This window comes from Streptomyces sp. NPDC051219 (assembly GCF_040682335.1).
Taxonomy (GTDB): domain Bacteria; phylum Actinomycetota; class Actinomycetes; order Streptomycetales; family Streptomycetaceae; genus Streptomyces.
This window is the reverse complement of record NZ_JBFBAS010000001.1, coordinates 67,270-92,393: the sequence shown is the minus strand read 5'-3', so window position 1 is coordinate 92,393 and position 25,124 is coordinate 67,270. Positions and strand designations below refer to the sequence as shown.

Below are 25,124 nucleotides of genomic sequence, written 5' to 3'. Positions count from 1 at the left end.
CCGGCAACCCGCAGCCGGCAGTGCGCGCCCACCACACGAGGAGCCAGCCATGCACGCGATCCGCCTCCACACCTTCGGCCCCGCGGAGAACCTCATATACGAGAAGACCGAGGACCCGCTGCCCGGCCCGGGCCAGGTACGGATCGCCGTCGCCGCGGCCGGGGTGCACCTCCTCGACGCGGCACTGCGGGAGGGCGCGCCCGGCCCGTACTCCCGGCCGCCGGAGCTGCCCACCATCCCCGGCCGAGAGGTGGCCGGCACGGTCGAGTCGCTCGGCGAGGGGACCGGCCCGGCCTGGCTGGGCAAGCGGGTCGTGGCCCATCTCGGCATGGTCCCCGGCGGATACGCCGAGCTGGCCGTCACCGACGCCGCGAAGCTGCACGAGATCCCGGCAGGTCTCGACGAGGGCCAGGCTGTCGCGATGATCGGCACCGGCCGTACGACGATGGGCATCCTGCTGTTCGCGGATCTCGGCCCGGAGTGCGTCGCCGTCGTCCCGGCCGCGGCCGGCGGTATCGGCACGCTGCTCGTCCAGTACGCGAAGAACGCCGGAGCGACCGTCATCGGCCTTGCGGGCGGACCTCGGAAGGCGGCCAGGGTGCGGGAGAACGGCGCCGATCTGGCAGTCGACTACAAGCAGTCCGACTGGCCGGAGCGGGTCCGCGACTTCCTCGGCGACCGGCGGGCCACGATCGTCTTCGACTCGGTGGGCGGCGCGACCGCCCGAGCAGCCGTCGGCCTGCTGGGACGCGGCGGCAAGCATCTGGTCTTCGGCTGGTCCGGGGAGGGTCTGAACACCGGCGGCCCACTGACCTTCACCGAGGACGAACTGGCCGAGCGGGGCATCGTCTCGGAGAGCGTGCTGGGCCCGGTGATGATGCGGAAGGCGGGCGGGGACAACCCCGGCCGGGTACTGGAGGTCCGGTCGCTGGCCGAGGCGGCAGCCGGCCGGCTGAACCCAGCGATCCAGCGGTTCCCGCTCGCCGAGGCCGCGGCCGCCCATCGCGCCCTGGAGACGCGCGACACGATGGGCAAGGTCGTCCTGGTGCCGTGACCGCCGCACCGCCGGGCCCGGTCGGTCAGGCTCCCCGGGGGTGCTGGCAGGCCGGGCAGAGTTCGTGGCGGCCTTGGGGCGTGACCCTGGTGCCCCACTCACCGCACTCGTGACAGCCGCGGGCCAGGGCGATGTTCACTCGGGGTTCCGTGGTTGAAGCTTTCGGATGGGCTTCGTGGGCCATGCCTGGATGCTCCTTGACTGCTTGCTCCTGGGTAAGGTGCTGGGCATAGCATTGCATAAAGCTGCATAGATATGCAATTCCGACAGTTCAGCCCGCCGTGCCCAGCTTCGCCAGTGCCTCGTCGGCGAGCCGGTACACCGTCCACTCGTCCTGCGGCGCGGCACCCAGCGACCGGTAGAAATTGATCGACGGCTCGTTCCAGTTCAGGACCGACCACTCCAGCCGTTCGTATCCCCGCTCCACGCAGATGCGCGCCAGCTCGGCGAGCAGCGCCTTGCCGTGGCCGCCGCCGCGCATCTCCGGGCGTACGTACAGGTCCTCCAGGTAGATGCCGTGCACCCCGCGCCAGGTCGAGAAGTTCAGGAACCACAGCGCGAAGCCGACCGTCTCGCCCGCGTCCGTCTCGGCGATGTGCGCGAAGGCGGCCGGGCGCTCACCGAAGAGCGCCTCGTACAGCTGGGCCTCCGTCGCTCTGGCCTCGTCGAGAGCCTTCTCGTAGTCGGCGAGCTCACGGACCATGCGGTGGATGGCGGGAACGTCTTCGGGCGTGGCGGTACGAATCATGGAGGCAGGTTAGGTCGCCGCCCCACCCTCTGGCCAAGAGTTTCCACGGCCGTCCCACGTCACCGCCCGAGCAGCACCCACACCACTTCGGCCCGCTCCTCCGGCAGTTCCTCCTCGCCGTCCTCCACCTCCCACAGGCTGTCCTGCAGTACCCGCCCGAGCGTCCAGGCCCGCGGCGTCCGCCTGGACAGCGGCATCACCACAGGTGTACCAACAGCCCCATGAGCACGATCAACGGCGGTATCTCCTTCTGGTACGTGCAGGACGGCATACCCGCCCCCCGCGAACCCCTTCCCGGCGACGCCACCGCGGACGTCTGCATCGTCGGCGGCGGCTACACCGGCCTGTGGACCGCGTACTACCTCAAGAAGGCCGTCCCGTTCCTGCGGATCACCGTCCTTGAACAGAAGTTCTGCGGTTACGGCGCCTCCGGCCGCAACGGCGGCTGGCTCTACAACGGCATCGCCGGCCGCGACCGCTACGCCAAGCTGCACGGCCACGAGGCCGCCGTACGTCTCCAGCGCGCCATGAACGACACCGTCACCGAGGTCGTGACCGTGACCGGGGACGAGAACATCGAGGCGGACGTCCACCAGGGCGGCGTACTCCGGGTCGCGTACACCCCGGCCCAGTTGACCCGGCTCAAGGCGTTCCACTCGGTGGAGATCGCCTTCGGCGAGAAGGAACGCGTCCTGATGGGCGCCCGTGAGACCGCCGACCGCGTCCGTGTCACCGGAGCCGTCGGATCCTCCTGGACCCCGCACGGCGCCCGGCTGCATCCCGGCAAGCTCGTCAAGGGCCTGGCCGACACCGTCGAAGCCCTCGGCGTCACCATCCACGAGTCGACGCCGGTCACCGAGATCAAGCCCAAGCACGCCATCACCCCGTACGGCACGGTCCGCGCCCCCTACGTCCTGCGCTGCACCGAGGGCTTCACGGCGAACCTCAAGGGGCAGCACCGCACCTGGCTGCCGATGAACTCCTCGATGATTGTCACCGAGCCCCTTCCGCGGCACATCTGGGGCACCATCGGCTGGGACGGGCGCGAGGCCCTCGGCGACATGGCGCACGCTTACATGTACGCCCAGCGCACCGCCGACGACCGCATCGCCCTGGGCGGCCGTGGCGTCCCGTACCGCTTCGGTTCCGGGACCGACAACGACGGCCGCACCCAGCCCGCCACCGTCGAGGCGCTCCGCGAGATCCTGGTCAGGTTCTTCCCCACCACTGCGGGCGCCCGGATCGACCACGCCTGGTCCGGCGTCCTCGGCGTGCCGCGCGACTGGTGCGCCACCGTCACCCTCGACCGCTCCACCGGTCTGGGCTGGGCGGGCGGCTACGTCGGCAGCGGTGTCGCCACCGCCAACCTCGCCGCCCGCACCCTGCGGGACCTGGTGCAGCAGGACTCCGGCCAGGCCGGCCCCACGGACCTCACCGCACTCCCGTGGGTGAACCACAAAGTCCGCCGCTGGGAACCGGAACCGCTGCGCTGGCTCGGAGTGCACGGCATGTACGCGGCCTACCGCACCGCCGACCGCCGCGAGGCGGCCGCCCACAGCACAGCGACGGACTCGATCGCCCGCGTGGCGGACCGCCTCTCCGGCCGCCACTGAGCGGCCGGCGGCTACGCGACCTCGATGCCGTGCTCCTGTACGAGGGCTTCCAGGCCGCCCGGGTAACCCTTGCCGCCGACGACGAACTCCCAGTCACCGCTCGCGCGGCGCCGGAACGAACCGAGCACCAGAGCCGTTTCTCCGGCCCGTCCGTCCGAGACGTCCAGCCGGTCCAGCTCGTTCCCCGCCGAGTCCCGTAGCCGGATCCCGGCCTCGGTGAACCCGGCCAGGTCGGCCTCCGGGTTGACCTCGGGGTCGACCGCCGCGACGAGCACGAGGCGGTCGGCCGGCTCCGGCAGGCTGTCGAACGAGACGCGGATCGCCGCCTTGTCCCCCGCTCCGCCGTTGACCGCGCGCACCGAACCGTCCGGGGTGCGCGGATTGTTGAAGAAGACGAAGTGCTCGTCACTGAGCACCCGGCTCCCCCGGCAGACCAGGGCGCACACGTCCAGCGCCACACCGCCGGACCACGACATGCCGAGCACGTTGTAGTCGTCGTCCGCCGCATCGGCGGCGTCGGCCGCGTCCGCCGCGGCGGCCGACGCCGCTCGGCCGGGCACCGCGGCCGCGCCCCCGCCTCCGCCCCCGCCCAGCCGGCCGCGCAGACCGCACCGGCCCAGCAGATCGACCAGTTCACCGCCGGACACCAGAGTCAGCGGCTTGCCGTTGGCGAACGTGTAGGAGCCGGGTCCGAATCCCGAAGTCGTCACCAGTACGCCTTTGTTGGCACCCGCCCCCTGGACCGTGCCGTACAAGTCGCGGACCGCGCTCGGCGGCACCGTGTTCCGGTAGCGCTTGACCTGCACGATGATCTTCCCCCCGCTGATGGGATCGGGGTCGAGCGCCTCCACGTCGACGCCGCCGTCATTGGAGCGCTGGGTCGTCACCGCCTGCATGCCCCTGGCCCGGAACAGCTCGGCGACGAGCCCTTCGAACTCCACCGGGTCCATCTCGAGCAGATCCGGCTCCGCCCCGCCGCCGTGGGACACCACCCCGGCTCCGACCTCATCCGGGACCCTGCCGGGCCGTACCGCGACCCGCTGGTCCGGCCGCGCGGACAACTGCCCTCGCACGCCGTCCACCAGGCAGTCGACCGCACTGACCTGCGCCAGGTTCAGGGCGCCGAACGCGGCCCGGGTGACCATCACCGTGCCCAGGACGATCTGGGCCCGAAGCCCGGTGGCCGGGTCGACGTCGTCGACGAACCCGTTCAGCGCCACCGAATCCAGCGTCCCGAACTCGTCCGCGGCAAAGAGGTCCCGGAGCGCGAGCAGCACACACTGCGCGAGCACGTCCCGGTACAGCACCCTGCGCTGCGCGGCCGGCCGGGCCACCTCCTTGTACTGGTCCGAACCGACCAGGTACTTCACGGCCTTCGACTCGGGCACCACGTCGTAGGCCGGCAGTTCCCAGTTCAGTACCAGCTGCCGGGCAGCAGGGTCGAATGCCGCCGCCACCTGCCGCGGCAGCCCCTCCGGCCAGGCCGTGGACGCGTACAACGCGGCCGAGAAGTACTCGACCACCGTCTCCGGTTCCCCGGCGCGCAGCGCGGTGGCCATCCCCGCGATGCCCGCGTTGTGCCGCCGTATCTCCGCCAGCTGCGCCGCCGCCCACTCGTCGTACTGGCGCCGGTACGACGCCAGTTGCTGCAGCCGCTGCGCCTCGGCGGCCTGCGCCGCATGCCAGTCCTGCTGGTACCGCGCCTGCGCCTCCTGCTGCGCCTGCTCCCGCCGGCCCGCGGTCCAGCCGCCCTGGGCCCGGTACCGGTTCACGTCAGGCATCGGTACGGGATGAGCCAGCTGTCCGGGCGCGAACGGCTCGATCCGCTCCGGCCGCGTCAGCGAGGCCGTCCGGAACGCCGGAGCCCCACACCCGGAGGCCAGCAGCCCCGTCAGCACGGCCACCCGCTCGTCAAGCTCCTCCGTACGGCGCCGGGCATCCCCCTCGCGCCGCTGCCGGTAGGCGGCCTGCTGCTCCCGGTGCATGCGCGCCATGTCCCGCTCGTACGCGCGCTGTTGCCGCTCCTGCTCCCGCTGCCCCTGGACCCAAGCCCGGTGCTGGGCCTCCTGTTGACGCTGCTGCCGGCGCTGCGCCTCTGCCCAGACCCCGATCATTCCGCTCGAGCGACGACTCATCCGACGGCCTCCCCACCCCGGGGCCGGCGACACCGTGCCCCCGTCACATGTCCCACACATACGTAAGGCACAAGTGTCGCGGATGGAAGTGACCCGGGACACACGTTTCGCGGCGGCTTCGGCGACCACTTCTGCGTCGGCGCCGGCGAGTTGACCTTGTGACTGATCCGTGATCGGCCGTCCCCTCCGAGGAACCGGAAGTGCGTGCGAGGATGCCGTCCCCCGGTTCGTCCGGACCGGGGGACAAGGGGAAACTTCGTGAAACCAACGATGTTCAGATCCACCAGATCCAAGGTGGGAACAGCACTGACAGTTGCTCTGTCGGCCGTGGTCCTGCCCGCCGCGGCCGTCACCGCGACCGCGGGGGACGGGGCGCCCGCGACCAGCACGGTGGACAGCGCGACGGCCAAGTCCTTCGGGCTCCTGGCCGATGCCGTACTCACCGAACGCACGGCAGCGCTTCTGGACACCCGGCAACAGCAGCGCATGACCGCGCAAGCCGGCCGGAAGATACGCCTCTCGGACCGCCTGGCGGCGGTGGAGGGCAGCTCGCTGTCCTCCCTCCGGACCCGCAAGACGCGGCTTGCCGCCCTGGGTGAGGCCTACACCGCCGCCGACACCCGGGTGACCGTGGACAGGACCAGCGTCAAGGACGGACGTGCCACGGTCCAGGTCACCGAGACGACCACGCTCACGTACAAGAAGATCCGCGGTGACGAGCCTGCGACGACCGGTTTCGAGGCCCACCACGAGCTGAAGTTCGCCGTCACACCGGACGCGAAATGGGAGCTTACGGGCATCACGCCCACGGACGAGGGCCCCAGCCAGATCAACCAGCCCCTCACGGCGGCGGCCGTGACGGACGGCGGAGCCGGCCCCAGCGGGACCCCGGCCGCCACCTCGTGGCCCGCGCCTGCCAACCCGAAGAATCCGGGAACCTCCGGCTACGACTACAAGGCCATGGCGGTCTACGCGGAGACGTACTGGAAGAACTACAACCCCGCCTACCGGAAGTTCAACGACGCCGGCGGAGACTGCACCAACTTCATCAGCCAGGCCCTGAAGGCCGGCGGCTGGAAGCACGACTCCGGCCTGTACTCGGACTATCGCAACTGGTGGTACGACGCCTCGTACCAGACCAATTCCTGGGTGGGTGCCGACGACTGGGCCTGGTTCACGCTGCACCACAAGCGGGCCACAAACCTGACCAATGTGTACCAGCTGGGCGTCGGGGACATCATGCAGATGGACTTCAACAGGGACGGGTCCAAGGACCACTCCATGATCGCCACACACCGGAGCCGGAGTGGCGTTCCTTACCTGACCTACCACTCGACGAACACCTACCGGAAGTCGGTGGCGAGCATCGTCGCGTCCAACCCCAGGGCGATCTACTTCGCCTACCGCACCTGACACCGCGCACGCCGACGAGAAAACCCCCAGGTCAGAGCAGTATCCGACCTGGGGGTTCTGCGTGGAGCCCCCTGTCGGATTCGAACCGACGACCTACGCATTACAAGTGCGTTGCTCTGGCCAGCTGAGCTAAGGAGGCAGCCAGAGAAGTGTACCCAGCCCCCGGACCAAGTCGTTCGAAGATTTGCCGGACCTCCGGCTACTGACAGATCGGACCCGGCCAGGTAGCGTCACTCAGAGTTCACCCAGGTGGACTAGACCCATCCACTCCTTTACTCGGATCGTCCGGCACGTTCCTGCCGGTGAAGGGACACATCACCATGGCCACTGTCTCGTTCGACAAGGCAACCCGGATCTACCCGGGTGGCGACAAGCCCGCCGTCGACCAGCTCGAGCTCGATGTCGCGGACGGCGAGTTCCTCGTACTCGTCGGCCCCTCCGGCTGCGGCAAGTCCACCTCCCTGCGCATGCTCGCGGGACTCGAGGACGTCAACGGCGGATCCATCCGGATCGGCGAGCGTGACGTCACCCACCTGCCGCCGAAGGACCGGGACATCGCCATGGTGTTCCAGAACTACGCGCTCTACCCGCACATGACCGTCGCCGACAACATGGGCTTCGCGCTCAAGATCGCCGGCGTCAACAAGGCCGAGATCCGCCAGAAGGTCGAGGACGCGGCGAAGATCCTCGACCTCACGGAGTACCTGGGCCGCAAGCCCAAGGCACTCTCCGGCGGTCAGCGCCAGCGCGTGGCGATGGGCCGCGCGATCGTACGTGAGCCGCAGGTGTTCCTCATGGACGAGCCCCTGTCGAACCTCGACGCCAAGCTCCGCGTCTCCACCCGTACGCAGATCGCCTCGCTGCAGCGCCGCCTCGGCATCACCACGGTGTACGTCACCCACGACCAGGTCGAGGCCATGACCATGGGCGACCGTGTGGCCGTGCTCAAGGACGGGCTGCTCCAGCAGGTCGACTCGCCGCGCAACATGTACGACCGCCCGGCGAACCTCTTCGTGGCCGGCTTCATCGGCTCCCCGGCCATGAACCTGGTCGAGGTCCCGATCACCGACGGCGGAGTGAAGTTCGGCAACAGCGTGGTCCCGGTCAACCGTGAGGCACTCTCCGCCGCCGCGGACAAGGGTGACCGTACGGTGACGGTCGGTGTGCGCCCCGAGCACTTCGACGTGGTCGAGCTGGACGGAAGCGCCGCGAAGTCCCTCTCCAAGGACAGCGAGGACGCCCCCGCCGGCCTGGCCGTGACCGTGAACGTCGTCGAGGAGCTCGGCGCCGACGGTTATGTCTACGGCACCGCCGAGGTGGGCGGCGGGCAGCAGGACCTCGTGGTCCGGGTCAACGGCCGCCAGGTGCCGGAGAAGGGCGCCGTGCTGCACGTCGTCCCGCGCCCGGGCGAGACCCACGTCTTCTCGACCTCCACCGGCGAGCGCCTCAGCGACTGACGGGGAGCCGCCCGCGCATCTCGCTGCCGCGGCCCCGCACTTCCGCCTCCGGGCGGCGGTGCGGGGCCGCGGCGCTCCGGCCATACTGTCGACAAATACCCCGGCAAACCGGACAATTCGAATTCTGTACGTCAACACCCGATTCGCAAAGCCGCGTCGAACCATCCCCCGACCGAGTGACTAAATGTCGCCAAATCATTACCGCCCGCTACGATCGCCTGCGTGACCCACACAGCCCGCCGTATCGGCCGAACTCTCGCCCTGGTCCTGCCCGTCGTCCTGGTCCTCTCCGGGACGCTCGCGGTCACCTTGGTCCCCTGGGCGGACAACTCCCAGTCGCAGATTCTCACCGCGTCCGCCGAGACCGTCTCCGTACGCGCCAAGTCCCGCGCCCCGCAGGACGTACTGCGTGACCAGCTCATCGCCGAGCTTCAGCAGAAGGATCCCGGAATCGCGCTGACGCACCTCCAGCTGGAGGTCGACCGCCGACCGTCGCTCGCCAAGCACTGCATGTCGATCGCCCGCGCGCTCGGCCGTGCCGCCGTCAGCCACTACGGTCCCGCCCGCGCCCAGTCCTTCTCCCGCCCCGTCTGCGACACGTCCTTCGCCTCGGGAGTTGCCGCGCACTCCGGCTGACGCCCCCGCCCCGTGTCACCGGCCGGCGTCACCGCCCGGCATCCAGACCGCTTCACCTGTCCGTCATGCGCGCCGCATAGGCTGCGCGCATGACGGCAGACTCCTCCGCAGGCGCACCCCTGACCGCAGAACAGCCCACGCAGGCCGTGGTGCTTGCGGGTGGCCAGGGCTCACGCCTGCGCCCGTACACCGATGACCGGCCGAAGCCGATGGTCGAGATCCCCGGAACCGGGGTGCCGATCATCGGCCATCAGCTTGCCTGGCTGGCGTCCGAAGGTGTGACGGACGCCGTGGTCTCCTGCGGCCATCTCGCCGAAGTCCTCCAGGACTGGCTGGAGTCGGCCGATCTGCCGCTGCGCGTCACCACCGTGGTCGAGAAGGAGCCGCTGGGCCGCGGCGGCGGCCTCAAGTACGCCGCCGCCCGTCTCCCGCACGCCGACCGCCCCTGGTACGCCACCAACGGCGACATCTGGACGCGCTTCTCCCTCCGCGAGATGGCCGCCTTCCACCAGGAGCGCGCCGCCGTCGCCACGCTCGCGCTGGCCCGTCCGCGGATCCCGTGGGGCGCTGTGGAGACCAACGAGTTCGGTCATGTTTTGGACTTCATCGAGTCGCCGCCCTCGCCGTATCTGATCAACGCGGGCGTGTACGTCTTCTCCCCCGAGTTCACGGCGCTCCTGCCCGACCGGGGCGATCACGAGCGCACCACGTTCCCGCACCTGGCGCGCGAGCGGCGGCTGGCCGGCTTCCCGCTGCCCCAGGGGGCGTACTGGCGGGCCATCGACACCGCGAAGGACCTGACGGAGGCGGCGAAGGAACTGGCGATGCAGACGCGCCCGTAGGCGGCACAGCTGGCGTCGCGGCTGCCGCGGCTGCCGCGGACCCGGCGACTACAGGGCGGACGCACGGCAGCACGGCAGCAGGCCGTCCAGCGGCACGACGGCACGGAAGAGGGGCCCGGCGCGCGGGGGAATGCGCGCCGGGCCCCTCTCCTGCCTGAGCGGTACGTACGGGTCAGCCGAGCAGGCCGCCCACCAGCCGGCCGGGCTCCTCGCCCGATCCGCCGCCGTTCCCGCCGCCGGAGCCACCACTCCCGCCGCCGCTTCCGCCACCGCTTCCGCCACCGCCGCCGTTGCTTCCGCCCGAGGACGACGGGCCCGAGGAGCTGGACGGGGGCTGCTGGGGGGTCGACTCGCGGGGCGGCCGCTGACCGGTGCCCTGGGTCTCGGTGGGCTGGTCCGCGCCGACGCTGCCGGTCTCCCGGACCTCCTCCGGCGTCGGCTTGTCGGCCGTGGGGCCTGCCGAGTGCTCCGCGGACGGCGAAGCGGACTTCCCGGGCTCCAGCGAGGAGCGGCCCTTGTCCTTGGACTTCTGCGGCAGCGGGGAGCCCGGGAGGTGGTTGCTCGGCGCGTCACCGGGGCCGGGCACGGTGATCACGGTCGCGGAGCGCACGGCCCCGCCCAGTACGGAGCCGACGAGCAGCGTGAGCCCGACGACGAACGCGGCCATGACCGAGCCGCGGCGCAGCACCCGTCGCCGCAGTTCCCAGAGTTCGACGCGCGGGCCGAGCCGGCGCCAGGCCTCGCCCGCGAGCCGTCCGTCGACCGAGTAGACGGGCGCGCCCGCGATGATCAGCGGGCTCCAGGCGGCGAGGTAGATGATGTCGGGCGCGTCGTACGCCGGCACGGTCTTCCAGGTCACCGTCATCAGCAGCGCCGCGGAGAGCACCGCCCCGAAGCAGGCCGCGAACCGCTGCCACAGTCCCAGCACGGTCAGCACGCCGACGACGACCTGAAGGAACGCGACGGTCAGCCCCGCACCGACGGGGTGGGACAGGGCGAAGTCGCGCAGCGGCTCCGCGAGCGCCCAAGGGTGCAGCCCCTGGAGCCACTTGACCATGGATCCGCGTTCGCCGCCGTCGAAGTAGACGGGGTCGCAGAGCTTGCCCATGCCGGCGTAGATCGAGATGAAGCCGAGGAACACGCGCAGTGGCAGCAGTACGACGCCGAGGTTCATTCGCCGGCCGGGGTAGTAGGCGTGCCGTACGCCCACCGCGTCGGCGGCTGATGCGCGCGTCGCGCCGTGCCGACGTGCGCCCCGGCTGTCCGCGCCCGCCTCTGCCGGCTCACCGAACTCGCCGCGTCCGCCCGGCACTTCGTCGTACGCGCCGACCGCCGTACGCACGCGGGGCAGCAGCCGCGTGCCGGAGTCGTGGTGGCGCGGCCTGACGACGGTCGGCGTCGGCCGGGTGTCCTCGTCCAGCGCGATGCGCGGGATGACCTGGGTGGCGCCCACGTCGAAGCCGTCCCGGCCGGCGTCCCGCACGGCTTGCAGCAGCCCGGTGGCCCCGGGGTCGCCCGGGGCGGATTTGCCGCTCCACACCACAGGCGCCCGGCGCCGCGTCACGGCCGCCCCGCTCATGGCTGGGATCCTGGACGTGTCGGCCCCGGCCGCCGCGAACCGCGGCGCGAGGCGCGGTGTCGGGCCGGTGGCGAGCTGCACGCGGAAGCTGGCGTGGTTGACGATGACCTGTGCGGGATCGCACGGCACCTTGACCATGCTCAGCGGCGCGGGCTGGTCGTCGAACCGGGGTGTTCTGGTGTCCACACTCATCTAACCGAGTGACGGCTGTTTAGGACACTGCCTTGACGGCGAGATCTGTCCGAGACCCGACAAACCACATGGTGTGGGACACGTAGGCCGCAGGGGGCGGCCAGAAGCCATCACATAACGGACGCCCACCGAGTGCGACCTCGGCGCCGCACGGCCGACGACCCCGAAGCCGGCCGGCCGTTCACCGGAAACGGTGCCTGGCGCCGTCCCGCAGCGGACGGGCCACACCCGGCTGCACCTAGGCCACCCGGGTGCCGCCGCGGTCCGCAACGGGTACCCGCGCAGCCTCACCCGGGCGGATCCCCGCGACCGAGACCGGGCACCCCGGCCGTCGGCCGGAGGCGCCCACGCCGGAGGCGCCGCGTCTCAGGCGCGGCGCTTGGCCGCTTCGTACAGGACCACACCCGCCGCGACGCCCGCGTTCAGGGACTCCGCGCCACCCGGCATCGGGATACGCACCAGGAAGTCACAGGTCTCGCCGACCAGACGGGACAGGCCCTTGCCCTCGCTGCCGACGACGATGACGACCGGGCCGCCGAGCTCCTCGAGGTCGCCGACCTCGTGGTCGCCGTCCGCCGAGAGGCCGACCACCGTGAGGCCGGCCTTCTGGTAACCCTCCAGGGCGCGGGTCAGGTTGGTCGCGCGAGCCACCGGCGTACGGGCCGCCGTTCCCGCGGAGGTCTTCCAGGCGCCCGCCGTCATGCCCGCCGCGCGGCGCTCGGGCACGACCACTCCGTGCCCGCCGAAGGCGGAGACGGACCGGACGACCGCACCGAGGTTGCGCGGGTCGGTGACGCCGTCGAGTGCGACGATCAGCGGGTCCTCGCCTTCGTCGAACGCGCCGGCGGCCAGGTCCTCGGGGAATGCGTACTCGTACGGCGGGACCTGGAGCACCAGCCCCTGGTGGTTGAGCCCGTGCGTCATCCGGTCGAGCTCCGGCCGCGGCGCCTCCATCAGGTGGATGTTGCCGCGTGCCGCGGCGAGCGCGAGCGCTTCGCGCACCCGCTCGTCGTTGTCGATGAACTGCTGGACGTAGAGCGTCGTGGCCGGAACGCCGTCGCGCAGTGCCTCGAAGACGGGGTTACGGCCGACGACCATCTCGGACGTGCCCTTGGCGCCGCCGCGCCGCGGCGCAGGGCGACGGGCCGCGGCCTGCTTGGCCTTCGCGTTGGCGAGGCGGTTCTTGACGTGCCCCTTGCGGGCGGAGGCGGGCGGGGTCGGCCCCTTGCCTTCGAGGGCACGACGCCGGTTACCGCCGCTGCCGACCTGCATGCCCTTCTTGTTGGACGTGCGGCGGTTCCTGCGCTGGCTGTTCCCGGCCATGACCTACCTGTTTCGTTGCTTCAGAAGTACGTACGTATTACGAGTGTGCCGCCCGGAGGCCCGGGCAGCACAATCAAGCGGTCTCTCAGCGGGGTCCGAGCGTCCAGCGCGGCCCGGTCGGGCTGTCCTCGATGACGAGCCCCGACTGCTGCAGCTGGTCGCGGATCGCGTCCGCCGTGCCCCAGTCCTTGCGGTCCCGCGCGGCCTGCCGCTGGTCGAGCACCAGCCGTACGAGCGTGTCCACGACCCCGTGCAGGTCCTCGCCGCGGTCAGAGCCGCCGCCGGACCAGTGGTCGTCGAGCGGATCGAGGCCGAGGACCCCGAGCATGGCCCGCACCTCGGCTAGCCGGGCCACGGCCGCTTCCTTGTCGTCGGCGGCGAGCGCGGAGTTGCCCTGGCGCACGGTGGTGTGGACGATCGCGAGCGCCTGCGGCACCCCCAGGTCGTCGTCCATCGCCTCGGCGAACGCCGGCGGGACCTCGGGCGCGGGTGCGACCTCGCCTCCCGCCTTCTCGACGACGCGCTGGATGAAGCCCTCGATGCGGGCGAAGGCGGACTCGGCCTCGCGCAGGGCTTCTTCGCTGTACTCGATAGTGGAGCGGTAGTGCGGAGTGCCGAGGTAGTAGCGCAGGACGATGGGCCGCCACTGCTTGACCATCTCGGACACGAGCACCGAGTTGCCGAGCGACTTGCTCATCTTCTCGCCGCTCATGGTGACCCAGTGGTTGTGCACCCAGAAGTTCGCGAAGGCGTCGCCGAACGCCTTGGCCTGGGCGATCTCGTTCTCGTGGTGCGGGAAGATCAGGTCGATCCCGCCGCCGTGGATGTCGAAGGCCTCGCCGAGGTACTTGTGGGCCATGGCGGAGCACTCCAGGTGCCAGCCGGGCCGGCCGCGCCCCCAGGGGGTCTCCCAGCTCGGCTCGCCGGGCTTCGTGGCCTTCCACATGGCGAAGTCGCGCGCGTCGCGCTTGCCGGTCTCGCCCTCGCCGGACGGCTGGCGCAGATCGTCCAGGTCCTGATTGGAGAGTTCGAGGTAACCCGGCAAGGAACGGACGTCGAAGTAGACGTTGCCGTCGGCCTCGTAGGCGTGGCCGCGCTCGATGAGGCCGCGCATCATCTCGACCATCTCGGTGATGTGTCCGGTGGCGCGCGGTTCGCAGGTGGGCGGGAGGCAGCCGAGGGTGTCGTAACCGGAGTTGAAGGCGCGCTCGTTCTCGTACCCGATGGCCCACCAGGGGCGGCCCTGTTCCGCCGACTTGGCGATGATCTTGTCATCGATGTCGGTGACGTTGCGGATAAACGTCACGTCGTAGCCGCGGTACTCGAACCAACGACGCATGATGTCGAAATTGAGCCCCGACCGGACGTGCCCGATGTGCGGTGCGGCCTGCACGGTCGCGCCACAGAGGTAGATCGAGACGCAGCCCGGCGTGAGCGGGGTGAAGTCACGGATCTGCCGGGCGCTGGTGTCGTACAGGCGAATAGTCACGGCATCCAGGGTAGTGGGCCCACGGCAGTGCCCCGCGACCCTTCCGGGCCACCGGGGACAGTTTGTTGCCGAAGCGGTGTGCCGCCGCGTGCTACGACCTCGCCGACGATCCGCCGCGGGGTGCTCCGGACGACCACGCGCGGCTGGTCGACCTTGGACCGCGGGGTCGAAGTCGGCACGGAGGTCGTTCTCAGTTGCGGCGCCCGAGCCTGGCCGGGATCGAACGCCGTGGCCGTCACGCTTCACCCGGACAGGCGACACCTGCGGTCAGCCCGTCCGTACCACCAGCGCCGTCGCGATGGCAGCCAGTCCCTCGCCCCGGCCGGTGAAGCCGAGACCGTCGCTGGTCGCGGCGGAGACGGCGACCGGAGCACCGGCGGCCTCGGAGAGGATCTTCTGCGCCTCTTCGCGGCGCTTGCCGATCTTGGGCCGGAGGCCGACCACCTGGACGGCCACATTGCCGATCGTGAAGCCCGCGTCGCGGACGGTACGGGCGGCCTCCGTGAGCAGCGTGAGCCCCGAGGCGCCGGACCACTCCTGGCGTCCGGTGCCGAAGTGCGTTCCGAGGTCGCCGAGCCCGGCCGCCGAGAACAGCGCGTTGCAGGCCGCGTGGGCGACGACGTCGGCGTCCGAGTGACCCGCGAGGCCCGGACCCTCGTCCTCCCAGAGCAGACCCGCGCACCACAGCTCGCGGCCCTCCTCGAAGGCGTGGATGTCCGTACCGATCCCCACCTGCGGGAGGAACGGCATGGCGGAGAGCGGCACGGCGGGATCAGAAGCCATCGTTGGCCCTCCTGCGTGCGAGTACGGCTTCGGCGAGGACGAGGTCCAGCGGCCGGGTCACCTTGAAGGCCTCCTCGTGGCCCCGGACGATCACCACGGGGACACCGAGCCGCTCGACCATGCCCGCGTCGTCGGTGGCTCCTTCGCCGTCCACCGCGATCGCGTCGTGGGCGCGTACCAGCGTGTCCCGGTCGAAGCCCTGCGGGGTCTGTACGGCGCGGAGCCTGGCCCGCTCGGGGGTGGCGACGACCGGCTCGGGATCGCCGCCGAGCTTCGGCTCGACCTCCTTGACGGTGTCGGCGAGCGGCAGCGCGGGCACGACGGCCGGCGCGCCGTCCCGTACCGCCTCGATCACCGCGTCCACGGTGTCGACGGGGACGAGCGGGCGGGCCGCGTCGTGCACCAGGACCGCGGTGATGTCGTCCGGGAGTGCTTCGAGACCGAGGCGCACCGACTGCTGGCGGGTGCCGCCGCCCGGCACGACCAGGAAGTCGGTGCGGTCGGGCAGGGAGTGGTCGTCGAGCAGGTTCTTGACCTCGGCGGCGTCGTCCGGCGGGGCGACCACGACGACCAGCGAGACGGCCCGGGAGTTGGCCATGGCCCGTACGGCGTGGATCAGCATGGGTGTCCCGCTCAGCGCGCGCAGCGCCTTGGGGGCGCCCGGGCCGAGTCGAACGCCGCGGCCTGCGGCGGGGATCACGGCGGCGGTGCGGGGCGGGCGGGCGGGGCGCGATTCGTCAGACATCCATAGCTCCGGGGGTCCGGGGGCTGTGCCCCGGAATTGACGTGGCCAGGTTTGTGCCAACGGCCGACGTGGGTATGGCCTCAGCGTGCCGCGTACGGCGCCTTGACCGGCCCCTTCCGTGACGACCGGTCAACTCGGCACCGGGGTACGGAACATCGGCAGAGGCAACAGAGGCAGGAGAGCCGGCTACAGCATCAAAGGCAGCGGAGAAGTGGCCAGACATGCCGCAGCGCCCGGCGACAGCGAATGTGTCATCGGGCACCGCGGCACAACTGTGCTCAGCGTGCTCAACCGGAGGTGGGCCTCCGGACTCTCGCGTCAGGACGCGAGGACCTCGTCGAGCAGAGCCTCGGCCTTGTCCTCATTGGTGTTCTCAGCGAGCGCCAGCTCGCTCACGAGGATCTGCCGCGCCTTGGCGAGCATGCGCTTCTCACCGGCGGACAGTCCACGCTCACGCTCACGACGCCACAGGTCACGGACAACTTCCGCCACCTTGATGACATCGCCGGAGGCGAGCTTCTCGAGATTTGCCTTGTAGCGACGAGACCAGTTCGTCGGCTCCTCGGCATACGGTGCGCGCAGCACCTCGAAGACCCGGTCCAGCCCGTCCTGACCGACCACATCGCGTACGCCGACGAACTCCGCATTGTCCGCCGGTACCCGAACCGTCAGGTCGCCCTGGGCGACCTTGAGCACCAAGTAGGTCTTGTCCACGCCTTTGATCTGGCGAGTTTCGATGGCCTCGATCAGCGCGGCCCCGTGATGGGGATAGACCACGGTGTCGCCAACCTTGAACGTCATGTGACAGGTACCCCTTCCGTGGCTATCCAGAGTAACACGAGAACGGACCGTTCTGAATGGCGTTTCCGCAGGTCAGGGCATATCTCGGGGCTTGACAACAGCAACACGAACGTGCTGCGGAAGCCTTCCGGAGGCGGGTATTCGCAGGTCGGAGCGGCTCTGCGGACGGCGGGAAACGTCCACGCCGCACCCTTCGCGCCACCCGCACGAAGGGCCCAAAGTCCCGTTTTGCCGGGTTCCGAGCGGTGAACTTTGCCTACTCCGTTCGGCTGTCGACGACCCGTACGGAAGCCCCGCGGAACCAATCCGGAATTGATCACGACGCGCCGATGGCGGTTTTGTGGGAGCAATGAGTTCCGGCCAGGGAAATTGATCACAGGGCTTATGTGAACGGAGTGCGAAATCCCCCGGCCGGTCACCGTCGCAGGCGTGGCGGTCCCGCGCGGAGGGTCGGGTGCGGCCCGGGGACGGCGGCTCGGTAACCTAAGCCCGCTGACACACCCTTAGGGCGTCTTTACGCCGCCCTGCCGCTGGACCCCGCTCGACCCACCCGTCCGTCCGTACGTCCAAGGAGTTGCCGCCGCCGTGAGCCGCAGCCTTCGACGCGGTGCTCTCGCCGCTATCGCCATCGCGTTCTCGACCGCCTCGCTCTCCGCGTGCGGTGCGGGTCAGGACGCGCAGACGCTCGGCGTCCAGCCGGACAACGCCGCGACCTCCGTCGGCAACATCAAGATCCAGAACGCGCTGGTGATCACGCAGGCCGAGGCTGACGCGAAGGGCCCGGCCGTGGTCTCCGCGACGCTCTTCAACGAGGGCTCGAAGCCGGAGACCCTCGAGGGCATCAAGTTCCCCGGGGCCAACGCCGAGGTGAAGGTGACGCCGGCGACGGGGTCCGGCCCGGTCACCGTGCCCGCAGGCGGCTCGCTCATCCTCGGCGGCAAGGGCAACGCGTCCGCGGTCGTCGTCAACGGCCGCGAGGCCGCGGAGCCCGGCGAGGCGCAGGAGGTCGTGTTCGAGTTCAGCGACGCCGGCGATGTGGGACTGGAGGCGTTCGTCGTCCCGGCGACCGGCTACTACCAGCCCTGGGGCCCGTCGGAGGCCGCCCCGCAGCCCGGGGCCGAACCGTCGAAGTCCGGCTCCGAGTCGGGCGAGCCGGGCGAGCCCGCCGGGTCCGGAGAGCCCACCGGCCAGGCGTCGGGCGAGCCGGCCGAGGACGGCGAGGAAGCGGGCGCCGGCACCCCGTCGGACGAGTCGTCCGCGTCGCACGGCGCCGGTCACTGACCTCGCCGTACACAGCCTCTTACGAACGCACGGCGCACGAGCGCACGCCGAAGGCGCCCCTGCCGGGAGAACCCGCGGGGGCGCCTTCATACGTACGGCCGGAGCCCGGACCGGCGGCGGCTTACGGCTTACGGCTTACGGCTCGAACTTGTACCCGAGACCGCGGACCGTCACCAGGTAGCGCGGAGCACCCGGGTCCGGCTCGATCTTGGCCCGAAGTCGCTTCACGTGGACGTCCAGGGTCTTGGTGTCGCCGACGTAGTCCGCGCCCCAGACCCGGTCGATCAACTGCATCCGGGTCAGTACGCGGCCCGCGTTGCGCAGGAGCATCTCCAGCAGGTCGAACTCCTTCAGCGGGAGGTCGACCTTGCCGCCGGACACGGTGACGACATGGCGGTCCACGTCCATCCGGACCGGTCCGGCCTCCAGGGCCGCCGGCGTGACCTCCTCCGGCTCGCCGCGGCGGCGCAGGACCGCCCGGATGCGGGCGACCAGCTCCCGCGAGGAGAAGGGCTTCGTCACGTAGTCGTCGGCTCCTATCTCCAGGCCGACGACCTTGTCGATCTCGCTGTCCTTGGCGGTCACCATGATCACCGGGACGTTCGACCGTCCGCGCAGCTGCCGGCACACCTCGGTGCCGGGCAGTCCGGGCAGCATCAGGTCGAGCAGGACGAGGTCGGCGCCGTTGCGCTCGAACTCGTCGAGCCCCTCGGGCCCGGTGGCCGCGATGGCGACCTCGAAACCCTCCTTGCGGAGCATGTAGGACAGGGCGTCGCTGAAGGATTCCTCATCCTCGACGACGAGCACTCGGGTCACGGAAGGACCTCCGGGGCAGGAATGGCTGCTGGGGCAAACGCGGAGCGGGTGGCTGTGGTCGTGCGGGTGGTGTCGTAGGAGGGGCCATCGTCGCCGTCTTCGCCGCTGTTCTCGAAGTCGTCCACGTCGTCCGGCACCAGCAGTGCGCTGCCGCCGCGGCCTTCTGTCGTGGCCTGGTCGCGTACGGCGCCGGCCTCGGGGAGCCGCAGCGTGAACGTGGAGCCCTGGCCCTCCGAGCTCCACACCGTGACCTCCCCGCCGTGCGAGGCGGCCACGTGTTTGACGATGGCGAGGCCCAGGCCCGTGCCCCCGGTTGCCCGGGAGCGGGCCGGGTCGACCCGGTAGAAGCGCTCGAACACGCGCTCGCGGTCCTTCTCGGAGATACCGATGCCCTGATCGGTCACGGCGATCTCGATCAGATCACCGCCGGGTGCGGTGACCCGGCGGCCGGCTATGCCGACGCGGGTACGGGCGGGACTGTAGTTGACCGCGTTCTCCACGAGATTGCCCAGGGCGGCGGCCAGCTGGCCGCGATTCCCCCAGACGTAGAGGTCGGCGGTGCCGCCCGTGGCCATGGTGATCTGTTTGGACGACGCCGTGTGACGGCACCGGTCGATCGCCTCGGCGACCAGGGTGTCGACGCGGACCGGCTCGGCGTCCTCCAGCGGGTCGTCGTTCTGCACCCGGGAGAGGTCGATGAGCTCCTGCACGAGATTGGTCAGGCGGGTCGCCTCGATCTGCATCCGGCCGGCGAAACGGGTCACCGCCTCGGGGTCGTCGGACGCGTCCATGACGGCCTCGGAGAGGAGCGAGAGCGCGCCGGTCGGAGTCTTGAGCTCATGACTGACGTTGGCGACGAAGTCGCGCCGGACCGCTTCGATACGGCGGGCTTCCGTGAGGTCCTCCACCAGCAGCAGTACCAGGCGGGAACCGAGCGGGGCGACCCGCGCGGAAACCGCCAGGGCCTCGCCGCGGCCGGTGCCACGGCGAGGCAGATCCAGTTCCACCTGTCGTATCTCACCGTCACGACGGGTGTCGCGCGCCATGTGCAGCATGGGTTCGACGGCGAGTTTGCCGCCGCGGACCAGTCCGAGCGCGTACGCCGCTGAGCTGGCCTTCACCACGCCGTCCGCCTCGTCGAGGACGACGGCGGACGAGCGCAGTACGGAGAGAACGGTGTCCACGCCGGGCGGCAGCACGGCGTCCGTATGCAGGGACGTCCTGGTGGGGCGGGCCTGGTCGCGCTCGCTCCAGCGGAACGCCAGCATGGCGATCACGCCGGTGCAGGCCCCGGCGATCGCTGCCAATGCGGCGACCGCCGCGTTCACGTCCATGCATCCAGGTTAAGCGGGGTCAATGACACTTCCACAGCCGTTCGGGTGGCACCTCGAACAGTCGTCGCCCAGAGTTCACCGTGGGGATGGGGCCGGTTCACTTCTGGTGCCGGAACCGGACGCGTACGGCACGGAACGTGGGAGCGTGGGGTCTATGAGAGCCTCCTGAGGACGAGAGAGGGACAACCAATGCGGGACGCGTACCACGAGGAACTGGACTCGATCGGCGAAGGCCTGGTCGAGATGGCCCGGCTCGTCGGCTCCGCGATCGGGCGGGCCACCACGGCCATGCTCGACGCCGATCTGAAGCTCGCCGAAAACGTGATCGCCGCAGACCAGAAGGTCGACGATCTGCAGCACGACCTGGAGGCCAGGGCCATCGCCCTGCTGGCCCGCCAGCAGCCGGTCGCGACGGATCTGCGCATCGTGGTCACCTCACTCCGGATGAGCGCCGACCTTGAGCGGTCCGGCGACCTTGCGCAGCACGTGGCCAAGCTCGCCCGCCTCCGCTTCCCGAACTCGGCCGTGCCGGGCGACCTGCACGCCACCATCCTCGAGATGGGGCAGCTAGCGCAGCGCCTCATGGCCAAGGCGGCCGAGGTCATCATCACCAAGGACGTCGACCTCGCGCTCCAGCTGGAGCAGGACGACGACGAGATGGACCTGCTGCACCGCACCCTGTTCCAGCACCTGATGGACGACCGCTGGAAGCACGGCATCGAGACGGCGGTCGACGTGACGCTGCTGGGCCGCTACTACGAGCGATTCGCGGACCACGCGGTCTCCGTGGCGAAGCGCGTGGTCTACCTGGTCACGGGTGAGCACGCGGACGAACTCCAGATCACGCCGGCGCAGGCCGACACCCCCTAGCCCGACTTCGTGCGTGATCCGGCGCGATCCTGCGCGCGTGCGCCGTTGACGCGCCCGCGGGACTGGGCATGCAATGGGCAGCAGGCAGTACGCCTCGTACGCCCTCGAGGAGGAACCTCATGGCCGATTCCCCCACGCCCAACTCCCAGCAGGAGCAGCCGACCGAAGTGGTTCACCTGCCACTCCTCGGCGCCTGCGGCTGCGGCTCGGGCTGCGGCTGCGGCTGCCAGTCGGGCGCGCCGTGCCAGTGCGGCGGCTAGCAGGCACCCGTATCCGTATCCGCACCTGCGGTACCAGCGAAGGAGTGCCCCGTCCGCACGGACGGGGCACTTTCGTACCGCCTGGTCAGCCGTTCCCGGTGGCGAGGACCTCGGGGCGCGCCGACGTGGACTACACGGGCGACAGCCTCAGTGGAGCGGCGTGCCGTTCTTCAGCAGCTCGCTGAGTTCGGCGGTGTCCTGCTCCACCAGGTGCGGGCGCCCGTGGTACTGCGCCGGCGTGTTCTGGAACAGGGCGATCCGCCATGCCTCGCCCTGCCGCTCTGCCACGACGGTCTGATGCGCATTGGTCGCCGGGTTCAGCCGGGCCGACCCGGGCGGGAGCATGCCGGCGAGGGCGCGCAGCAGGGCTGAGTCCGGACCAAAGGGCCGGACCTCGCGCACCTTCGCCACATACGCGGCGGTCGGGTGGTCGGCGAAGATCGGCGCAAGATGGCCGCGGATCCGCGCGGCGCCGCTCTCCAGGCTGCCGTCGAAACCGATCATCGTGCCGTCGTCGGTGAAGAGCGCGGCGAAGTCGTCGTGGCTCCGGCGATTCCACGCGTCGAGCAACCGGGAGTAGAGGCTGCGGACAGCGACGTCGGTGCTCTGAGCGGTCACGGGATGCTCCCGGTCGGATTGAGTGAGTGTGCATGGCCGCCGTACAGGAAGCCGGCGAGGCCACCTTGTCCTGCTTCGACCACTTGTACCACCAGGTGTCACACAACGCAGGTGTCGTAGGCGGCCCACGGATAGCAACAAGCCCCTGCCGGCGGGAAACCGCTGGCAGGGGCTTGAGGCGCGCTGTTACTTCTTCTTGCCCTGGTTCTTGACGGCCTCGATCGCCGCCGCCGCCGCCTCCGGGTCCAGGTACTTGCCGCCCTTGACCAGCGGGTGGAAGTCGGCGTCCAGCTCGTAGTAGAGCGGGATGCCGGTGGGAATGTTCAGGCCCGTGATGTCGGCGTCCGAGATGCCGTCGAGGTGCTTGACCAGACCGCGCAGCGAGTTTCCGTGCGCGGCGACCAGGACGGTGCGGCCGGTCAGCAGGTCCGGGACGATGCCGTCGTACCAGTAAGGCAGCATGCGCTCGACGACGTCCTTCAGGCACTCGGTGCGCGGACGCAGTTCGCCCGGGATCGTCGCGTAGCGCGGGTCGTCGCTCTGCGAGAACTCCGAGCCGTCCTCGATGGGCGGCGGCGGGACGTCGTACGAGCGGCGCCACAGCATGAACTGCTCCTCGCCGAACTCGGCGAGCGTCTGTGCCTTGTCCTTGCCCTGGAGCGCACCGTAGTGACGCTCGTTCAGGCGCCAGGAGCGGTGCACCGGGATCCAGTGGCGGTCCGCGGCCTCGAGCGCGAGGTGCGCGGTGCGGATGGCACGCTTCTGGACGGAGGTGTGCAGTACGTCGGGCAGCAGGCCGGCGTCCTTCAGCAGCTCACCGCCGCGGACCGCCTCCTTCTCGCCCTTCTCGGTGAGGTTGACGTCCACCCAGCCGGTGAACAGGTTCTTCGCGTTCCATTCGCTCTCGCCGTGGCGGAGGAGGATCAGCTTGTACGGTGCGTCGGCCATGCGTACGAGCCTAATAGACGCGGCCATCGGCCGGCGCGTGTGGTGAGGCCGGTCCCCAGCACCGCCCCGATTGACGTCCACCGTCAATTCGGTGGCGTCCGGGAGCGCCGCGAATGTAACGTGCGTTAGTCGCCTGCACCTCTTACACATAGCTACTGCCTGCTGCCTGCGCTCTTTCATCCCTGGGGGGAATCCCGATGTCCGTTGCCAGTCTCAGACGGGCCGCACGAGAGAGCGTCGCGGGACTCCCCCGGGCCTTCTGGTGGCTGTGGGCCAGCACGCTGGTCAACCGGCTCGGGGCCTTCGTCGCCACCTTCATGGCTCTGTACCTGACGCTGGAGCGGGGTTACTCGGCCTCCTTCGCGGGGCTGGTGGCTGCCCTCCACGGCCTGGGTGGCGTCGCCTCCTCGCTCGGCGCGGGCGTGATGACCGACCGGCTGGGGCGGCGGCCCACTCTGCTCATCGCCCAGAGTTCGACGGCCGCATCCGTGGCGCTTCTCGGCTTTATGCAGCACCCGGCCGCGATCGCGGCCGTCGCCTTCCTGGTCGGTATGACGAGCAACGCCTCACGTCCGGCCGTGCAGGCGATGATGGCCGACATCGTCCGCCCCGAGGACCGGGTCAGGGCCTTCGCGCTCAACTACTGGGCCATCAACCTCGGTTTCGCGATCTCGGCAGCGGGTGCGGGCCTCATCGCCGAGTCCAGCTACCTGGCGGGCTTCCTCGGCGAGGCCGCGCTGACCGCGCTCTGCGCGGTACTGGTGTTCCTCAAGCTGCCGGAGTCGAGGCCGGACCGCGGTTCCTCGGCGGAGAAGGACGAGCCGGCGATCGGACTCGGCACCGTACTGCGCGACCGGCGCTACATGGGCGTCGTCGCGCTGTCCTTCCTGATCTCCCTGATCTTCCTGCAGGGGTCGGTGGGTCTGCCGGTCGCGATGGGGCGGGACGGATTCTCACCGTCCGACTACGGACTGGTGATCGCGGTCAACGGTGTGCTGATCGTCGCCCTCCAGATTCCGGTGACCCGGTTCATCGAGCATCGCGATCCGCAGAAGCTGCTGGTCATCTCCGGCCTGCTGGCCGGATACGGCTTCGGGCTCACCGCGTTCGCCGGGTCGATCGGCGTGTACGCGCTGACGGTGTGCGTCTGGACCGTGGCCGAGATCATCAACTCGCCCACGCAGATGGGCCTCGTGGTCCGGCTGTCCCCCACGCACGGGCGGGGCCGCTACCAGGGCATGTACACGATGTCCTGGTCCGTCGCGGGGCTGCTCGCGCCCCTGATGGCCGGTTACGTCATCGACCGCTTGGGTGCGCAGTGGCTGTGGGGGTCGTGCGCGGTACTGGGCACGCTGGCGGCGCTGGGTTACTGGCTGCTGATGCGGGGACTGCCTGCGGACTCCGGGGCGTTCCCGGCGGACGGCGGGGCGCGCCCCGCGGACGGCGTGGCCGACGAGGCCGCGGCCGCCGGTGCCGTGACCGGTTCCGCAGCCGCAAGCGCTGAGCTCATGGCCGCGGACGTCGCGCCGATGGCCGTGCCGCCCACGGCCGTCGCACCCACGGCCGTCGCACCCACGGCCGTCGCACCCACGGCCGCCGTGCACCCAACCCCCCTACCCGCGGACGACAGGAAGGCGAGCGCCGACGGCTGACGGTCAGGCGCCCCGCCGGGCGGCCCCGCCCGTGCTCGTGGGCCCTCGGGCCTGTCGATACGGGTGATGGGAGCCCCGGCCCTCGACACGCGGTGCCTGGCGGGATGAGGACCGTGCCACCGCCGCGCTCTCCGGCGGCGGCGATGGCACGGTTGATCGCGGGGGCGGCGTCGGCCGAGCCGTCCGGCTTCGCGCCGTACGCGCGGACGTCCGCCACCACGGGACGCCTGGGGAAGTCGGCGCCCGCGCGGTGGCCCGCGCGGCCGATATAGGGGATCTGCGGGTGGGTGTACGGCTGCGCGGCGAACTCCCGCCACAGGGCCGACGTTCGGCGGTGGCCGGGCGCCGCGTGGGCCTCGGCGGCGGCGACGCCGCCGGTTGCCGCGCCGCCGGTTACGGCCGCGGCACCGACGGCTACGGCGCTGCCGAGCAACTCCGCCTGCTGATGCCGCCTCGACCGGTCGTCCCCATGACCCGCCCTCCATAGACATGGATCTGAACGCTGTTCATGTGTGCGTTGGCGGTGAGCATGCCA

General features: G+C 70.6%; 23 protein-coding genes, 1 tRNA gene and 1 pseudogene. 10 read left to right on the top strand and 15 right to left on the bottom strand.

Annotation, left to right across the window (positions count from 1 at the left end):
* Window positions 1-49: 49 nt before the first annotated feature.
* Window positions 50-1,054 (top strand): zinc-binding dehydrogenase, encoded by a 1,005-nt coding sequence (locus AB0M62_RS00480; protein ID WP_366071840.1) that lies wholly within the window; start codon window positions 50-52, stop codon window positions 1,052-1,054.
* A gap of 271 nt (window positions 1,055-1,325) precedes the next feature.
* Here the strand turns inward: AB0M62_RS00480 and AB0M62_RS00475 are convergent, their stop codons facing one another.
* Both AB0M62_RS00475 and AB0M62_RS00470 read right to left on the bottom strand, forming a co-directional pair.
* On the bottom strand, window positions 1,326-1,802 hold the full coding sequence (locus AB0M62_RS00475; RefSeq protein ID WP_366071839.1) for a GNAT family N-acetyltransferase: 477 nt from the start codon (window positions 1,800-1,802) through the stop codon (window positions 1,326-1,328).
* A 59-nt stretch (window positions 1,803-1,861) separates the two neighbouring features.
* Entirely contained in the window at window positions 1,862-1,999 is a 138-nt protein-coding gene (locus AB0M62_RS00470; RefSeq protein ID WP_366071838.1) for a hypothetical protein, read from the bottom strand.
* A 24-nt stretch (window positions 2,000-2,023) separates the two neighbouring features.
* On the opposite strand from AB0M62_RS00470, the gene AB0M62_RS00465 reads away from it, so the two are divergent.
* Window positions 2,024-3,415 (top strand): FAD-dependent oxidoreductase, encoded by a 1,392-nt coding sequence (locus AB0M62_RS00465; RefSeq protein ID WP_366071837.1) that lies wholly within the window; start codon window positions 2,024-2,026, stop codon window positions 3,413-3,415.
* An 11-nt stretch (window positions 3,416-3,426) separates the two neighbouring features.
* Here the strand turns inward: AB0M62_RS00465 and AB0M62_RS00460 are convergent, their stop codons facing one another.
* The gene (locus AB0M62_RS00460) at window positions 3,427-5,550 is read right to left on the bottom strand and encodes a restriction endonuclease (protein WP_366071836.1); all 2,124 of its coding nucleotides are present in this window, start codon (window positions 5,548-5,550) and stop codon (window positions 3,427-3,429) included.
* Between the two features lie 270 nt (window positions 5,551-5,820).
* On the opposite strand from AB0M62_RS00460, the gene AB0M62_RS00455 reads away from it, so the two are divergent.
* On the top strand, window positions 5,821-6,963 hold the full coding sequence (locus tag AB0M62_RS00455) for an amidase domain-containing protein (RefSeq protein ID WP_366071835.1): 1,143 nt from the start codon (window positions 5,821-5,823) through the stop codon (window positions 6,961-6,963).
* Between the two features lie 62 nt (window positions 6,964-7,025).
* Here the strand turns inward: AB0M62_RS00455 and AB0M62_RS00450 are convergent.
* A tRNA-Thr gene (locus AB0M62_RS00450) sits at window positions 7,026-7,102 on the bottom strand.
* Window positions 7,103-7,283: 181 nt separating this feature from the next.
* On the opposite strand from AB0M62_RS00450, the gene ugpC reads away from it, so the two are divergent.
* The 3 genes from ugpC to AB0M62_RS00435 all read left to right on the top strand — a co-directional run bounded on the left by ugpC (window position 7,284) and on the right by AB0M62_RS00435 (window position 9,898).
* Window positions 7,284-8,420 carry a sn-glycerol-3-phosphate ABC transporter ATP-binding protein UgpC gene (gene ugpC / locus AB0M62_RS00445; protein WP_366071834.1) on the top strand — a complete coding sequence of 379 codons (1,137 nt, stop codon included), beginning with the start codon at window positions 7,284-7,286 and terminating at the stop codon, window positions 8,418-8,420.
* A 222-nt stretch (window positions 8,421-8,642) separates the two neighbouring features.
* Window positions 8,643-9,056: a hypothetical protein gene (locus AB0M62_RS00440; RefSeq protein ID WP_366071833.1), complete on the top strand. Its 414-nt coding sequence runs from the start codon at window positions 8,643-8,645 to the stop codon at window positions 9,054-9,056.
* Window positions 9,057-9,145: 89 nt separating this feature from the next.
* Entirely contained in the window at window positions 9,146-9,898 is a 753-nt protein-coding gene (locus tag AB0M62_RS00435) for a nucleotidyltransferase family protein (RefSeq protein ID WP_366071832.1), read from the top strand.
* A 172-nt stretch (window positions 9,899-10,070) separates the two neighbouring features.
* On the opposite strand, the gene AB0M62_RS00430 is transcribed toward AB0M62_RS00435, so the two are convergent.
* From AB0M62_RS00430 to AB0M62_RS00405, 6 genes are all read right to left on the bottom strand, one after another.
* The gene (locus AB0M62_RS00430) at window positions 10,071-11,669 is read right to left on the bottom strand and encodes a DoxX family membrane protein (RefSeq protein WP_366071831.1); all 1,599 of its coding nucleotides are present in this window, start codon (window positions 11,667-11,669) and stop codon (window positions 10,071-10,073) included.
* Between the two features lie 366 nt (window positions 11,670-12,035).
* Window positions 12,036-12,992, bottom strand: a complete 957-nt coding sequence (gene rlmB, locus AB0M62_RS00425; RefSeq protein ID WP_366071830.1) for a 23S rRNA (guanosine(2251)-2'-O)-methyltransferase RlmB — start codon at window positions 12,990-12,992, stop codon at window positions 12,036-12,038.
* A gap of 85 nt (window positions 12,993-13,077) precedes the next feature.
* Entirely contained in the window at window positions 13,078-14,481 is a 1,404-nt protein-coding gene (gene cysS / locus AB0M62_RS00420) for a cysteine--tRNA ligase (RefSeq protein ID WP_366071829.1), read from the bottom strand.
* 267 nt (window positions 14,482-14,748) lie between these two features.
* Window positions 14,749-15,264: a 2-C-methyl-D-erythritol 2,4-cyclodiphosphate synthase gene (gene ispF, locus AB0M62_RS00415; protein WP_366071828.1), complete on the bottom strand. Its 516-nt coding sequence runs from the start codon at window positions 15,262-15,264 to the stop codon at window positions 14,749-14,751.
* Window positions 15,254-16,009, bottom strand: a complete 756-nt coding sequence (gene ispD / locus AB0M62_RS00410) for a 2-C-methyl-D-erythritol 4-phosphate cytidylyltransferase (protein ID WP_366071827.1) — start codon at window positions 16,007-16,009, stop codon at window positions 15,254-15,256. The genes ispF and ispD overlap by 11 nt, the downstream gene beginning before the upstream one ends.
* Window positions 16,010-16,327: 318 nt before the next feature.
* Complete coding sequence (locus AB0M62_RS00405) at window positions 16,328-16,810, bottom strand: CarD family transcriptional regulator (protein WP_003953493.1); 483 nt, start codon at window positions 16,808-16,810, stop codon at window positions 16,328-16,330.
* Window positions 16,811-17,395: 585 nt separating this feature from the next.
* Between AB0M62_RS00405 and AB0M62_RS00400 the strand changes: the two genes are divergently transcribed.
* Complete coding sequence (locus AB0M62_RS00400; RefSeq protein WP_366071826.1) at window positions 17,396-18,091, top strand: DUF461 domain-containing protein; 696 nt, start codon at window positions 17,396-17,398, stop codon at window positions 18,089-18,091.
* A gap of 135 nt (window positions 18,092-18,226) precedes the next feature.
* Here AB0M62_RS00400 and AB0M62_RS00395 read toward each other — a convergent pair whose 3' ends face one another.
* Entirely contained in the window at window positions 18,227-18,907 is a 681-nt protein-coding gene (locus tag AB0M62_RS00395; RefSeq protein WP_232268924.1) for a response regulator transcription factor, read from the bottom strand.
* A complete protein-coding gene (locus tag AB0M62_RS00390) occupies window positions 18,904-20,241 on the bottom strand; it encodes an ATP-binding protein (RefSeq protein ID WP_366071825.1) in 1,338 nt (445 codons plus the stop codon). The genes AB0M62_RS00395 and AB0M62_RS00390 overlap by 4 nt, the downstream gene beginning before the upstream one ends.
* Window positions 20,242-20,430: 189 nt before the next feature.
* Between AB0M62_RS00390 and phoU the strand changes: the two genes are divergently transcribed.
* Window positions 20,431-21,111, top strand: a complete 681-nt coding sequence (phoU, locus tag AB0M62_RS00385; RefSeq protein ID WP_366071824.1) for a phosphate signaling complex protein PhoU — start codon at window positions 20,431-20,433, stop codon at window positions 21,109-21,111.
* 119 nt (window positions 21,112-21,230) lie between these two features.
* Entirely contained in the window at window positions 21,231-21,371 is a 141-nt protein-coding gene (locus AB0M62_RS00380; protein WP_366071823.1) for a hypothetical protein, read from the top strand.
* A 147-nt stretch (window positions 21,372-21,518) separates the two neighbouring features.
* On the opposite strand, the gene AB0M62_RS00375 is transcribed toward AB0M62_RS00380, so the two are convergent.
* The gene (locus tag AB0M62_RS00375; protein ID WP_366071822.1) at window positions 21,519-21,989 is read right to left on the bottom strand and encodes an SgcJ/EcaC family oxidoreductase; all 471 of its coding nucleotides are present in this window, start codon (window positions 21,987-21,989) and stop codon (window positions 21,519-21,521) included.
* A gap of 186 nt (window positions 21,990-22,175) precedes the next feature.
* A complete protein-coding gene (locus AB0M62_RS00370) occupies window positions 22,176-22,937 on the bottom strand; it encodes a phosphoglyceromutase (protein ID WP_366071821.1) in 762 nt (253 codons plus the stop codon).
* 197 nt (window positions 22,938-23,134) lie between these two features.
* Here AB0M62_RS00370 and AB0M62_RS00365 point away from each other — a divergent pair, with 197 nt between their 5' ends.
* Window positions 23,135-24,589, top strand: coding sequence for an MFS transporter (locus tag AB0M62_RS00365; protein ID WP_366071820.1), 1,455 nt, complete (start codon window positions 23,135-23,137; stop codon window positions 24,587-24,589).
* Between the two features lie 91 nt (window positions 24,590-24,680).
* Here AB0M62_RS00365 and AB0M62_RS00360 read toward each other — a convergent pair.
* Window positions 24,681-25,060, bottom strand: a pseudogene (locus AB0M62_RS00360) (glycosyl hydrolase family 28-related protein); the annotation flags it as partial.
* Window positions 25,061-25,124: the final 64 nt, after the last annotated feature.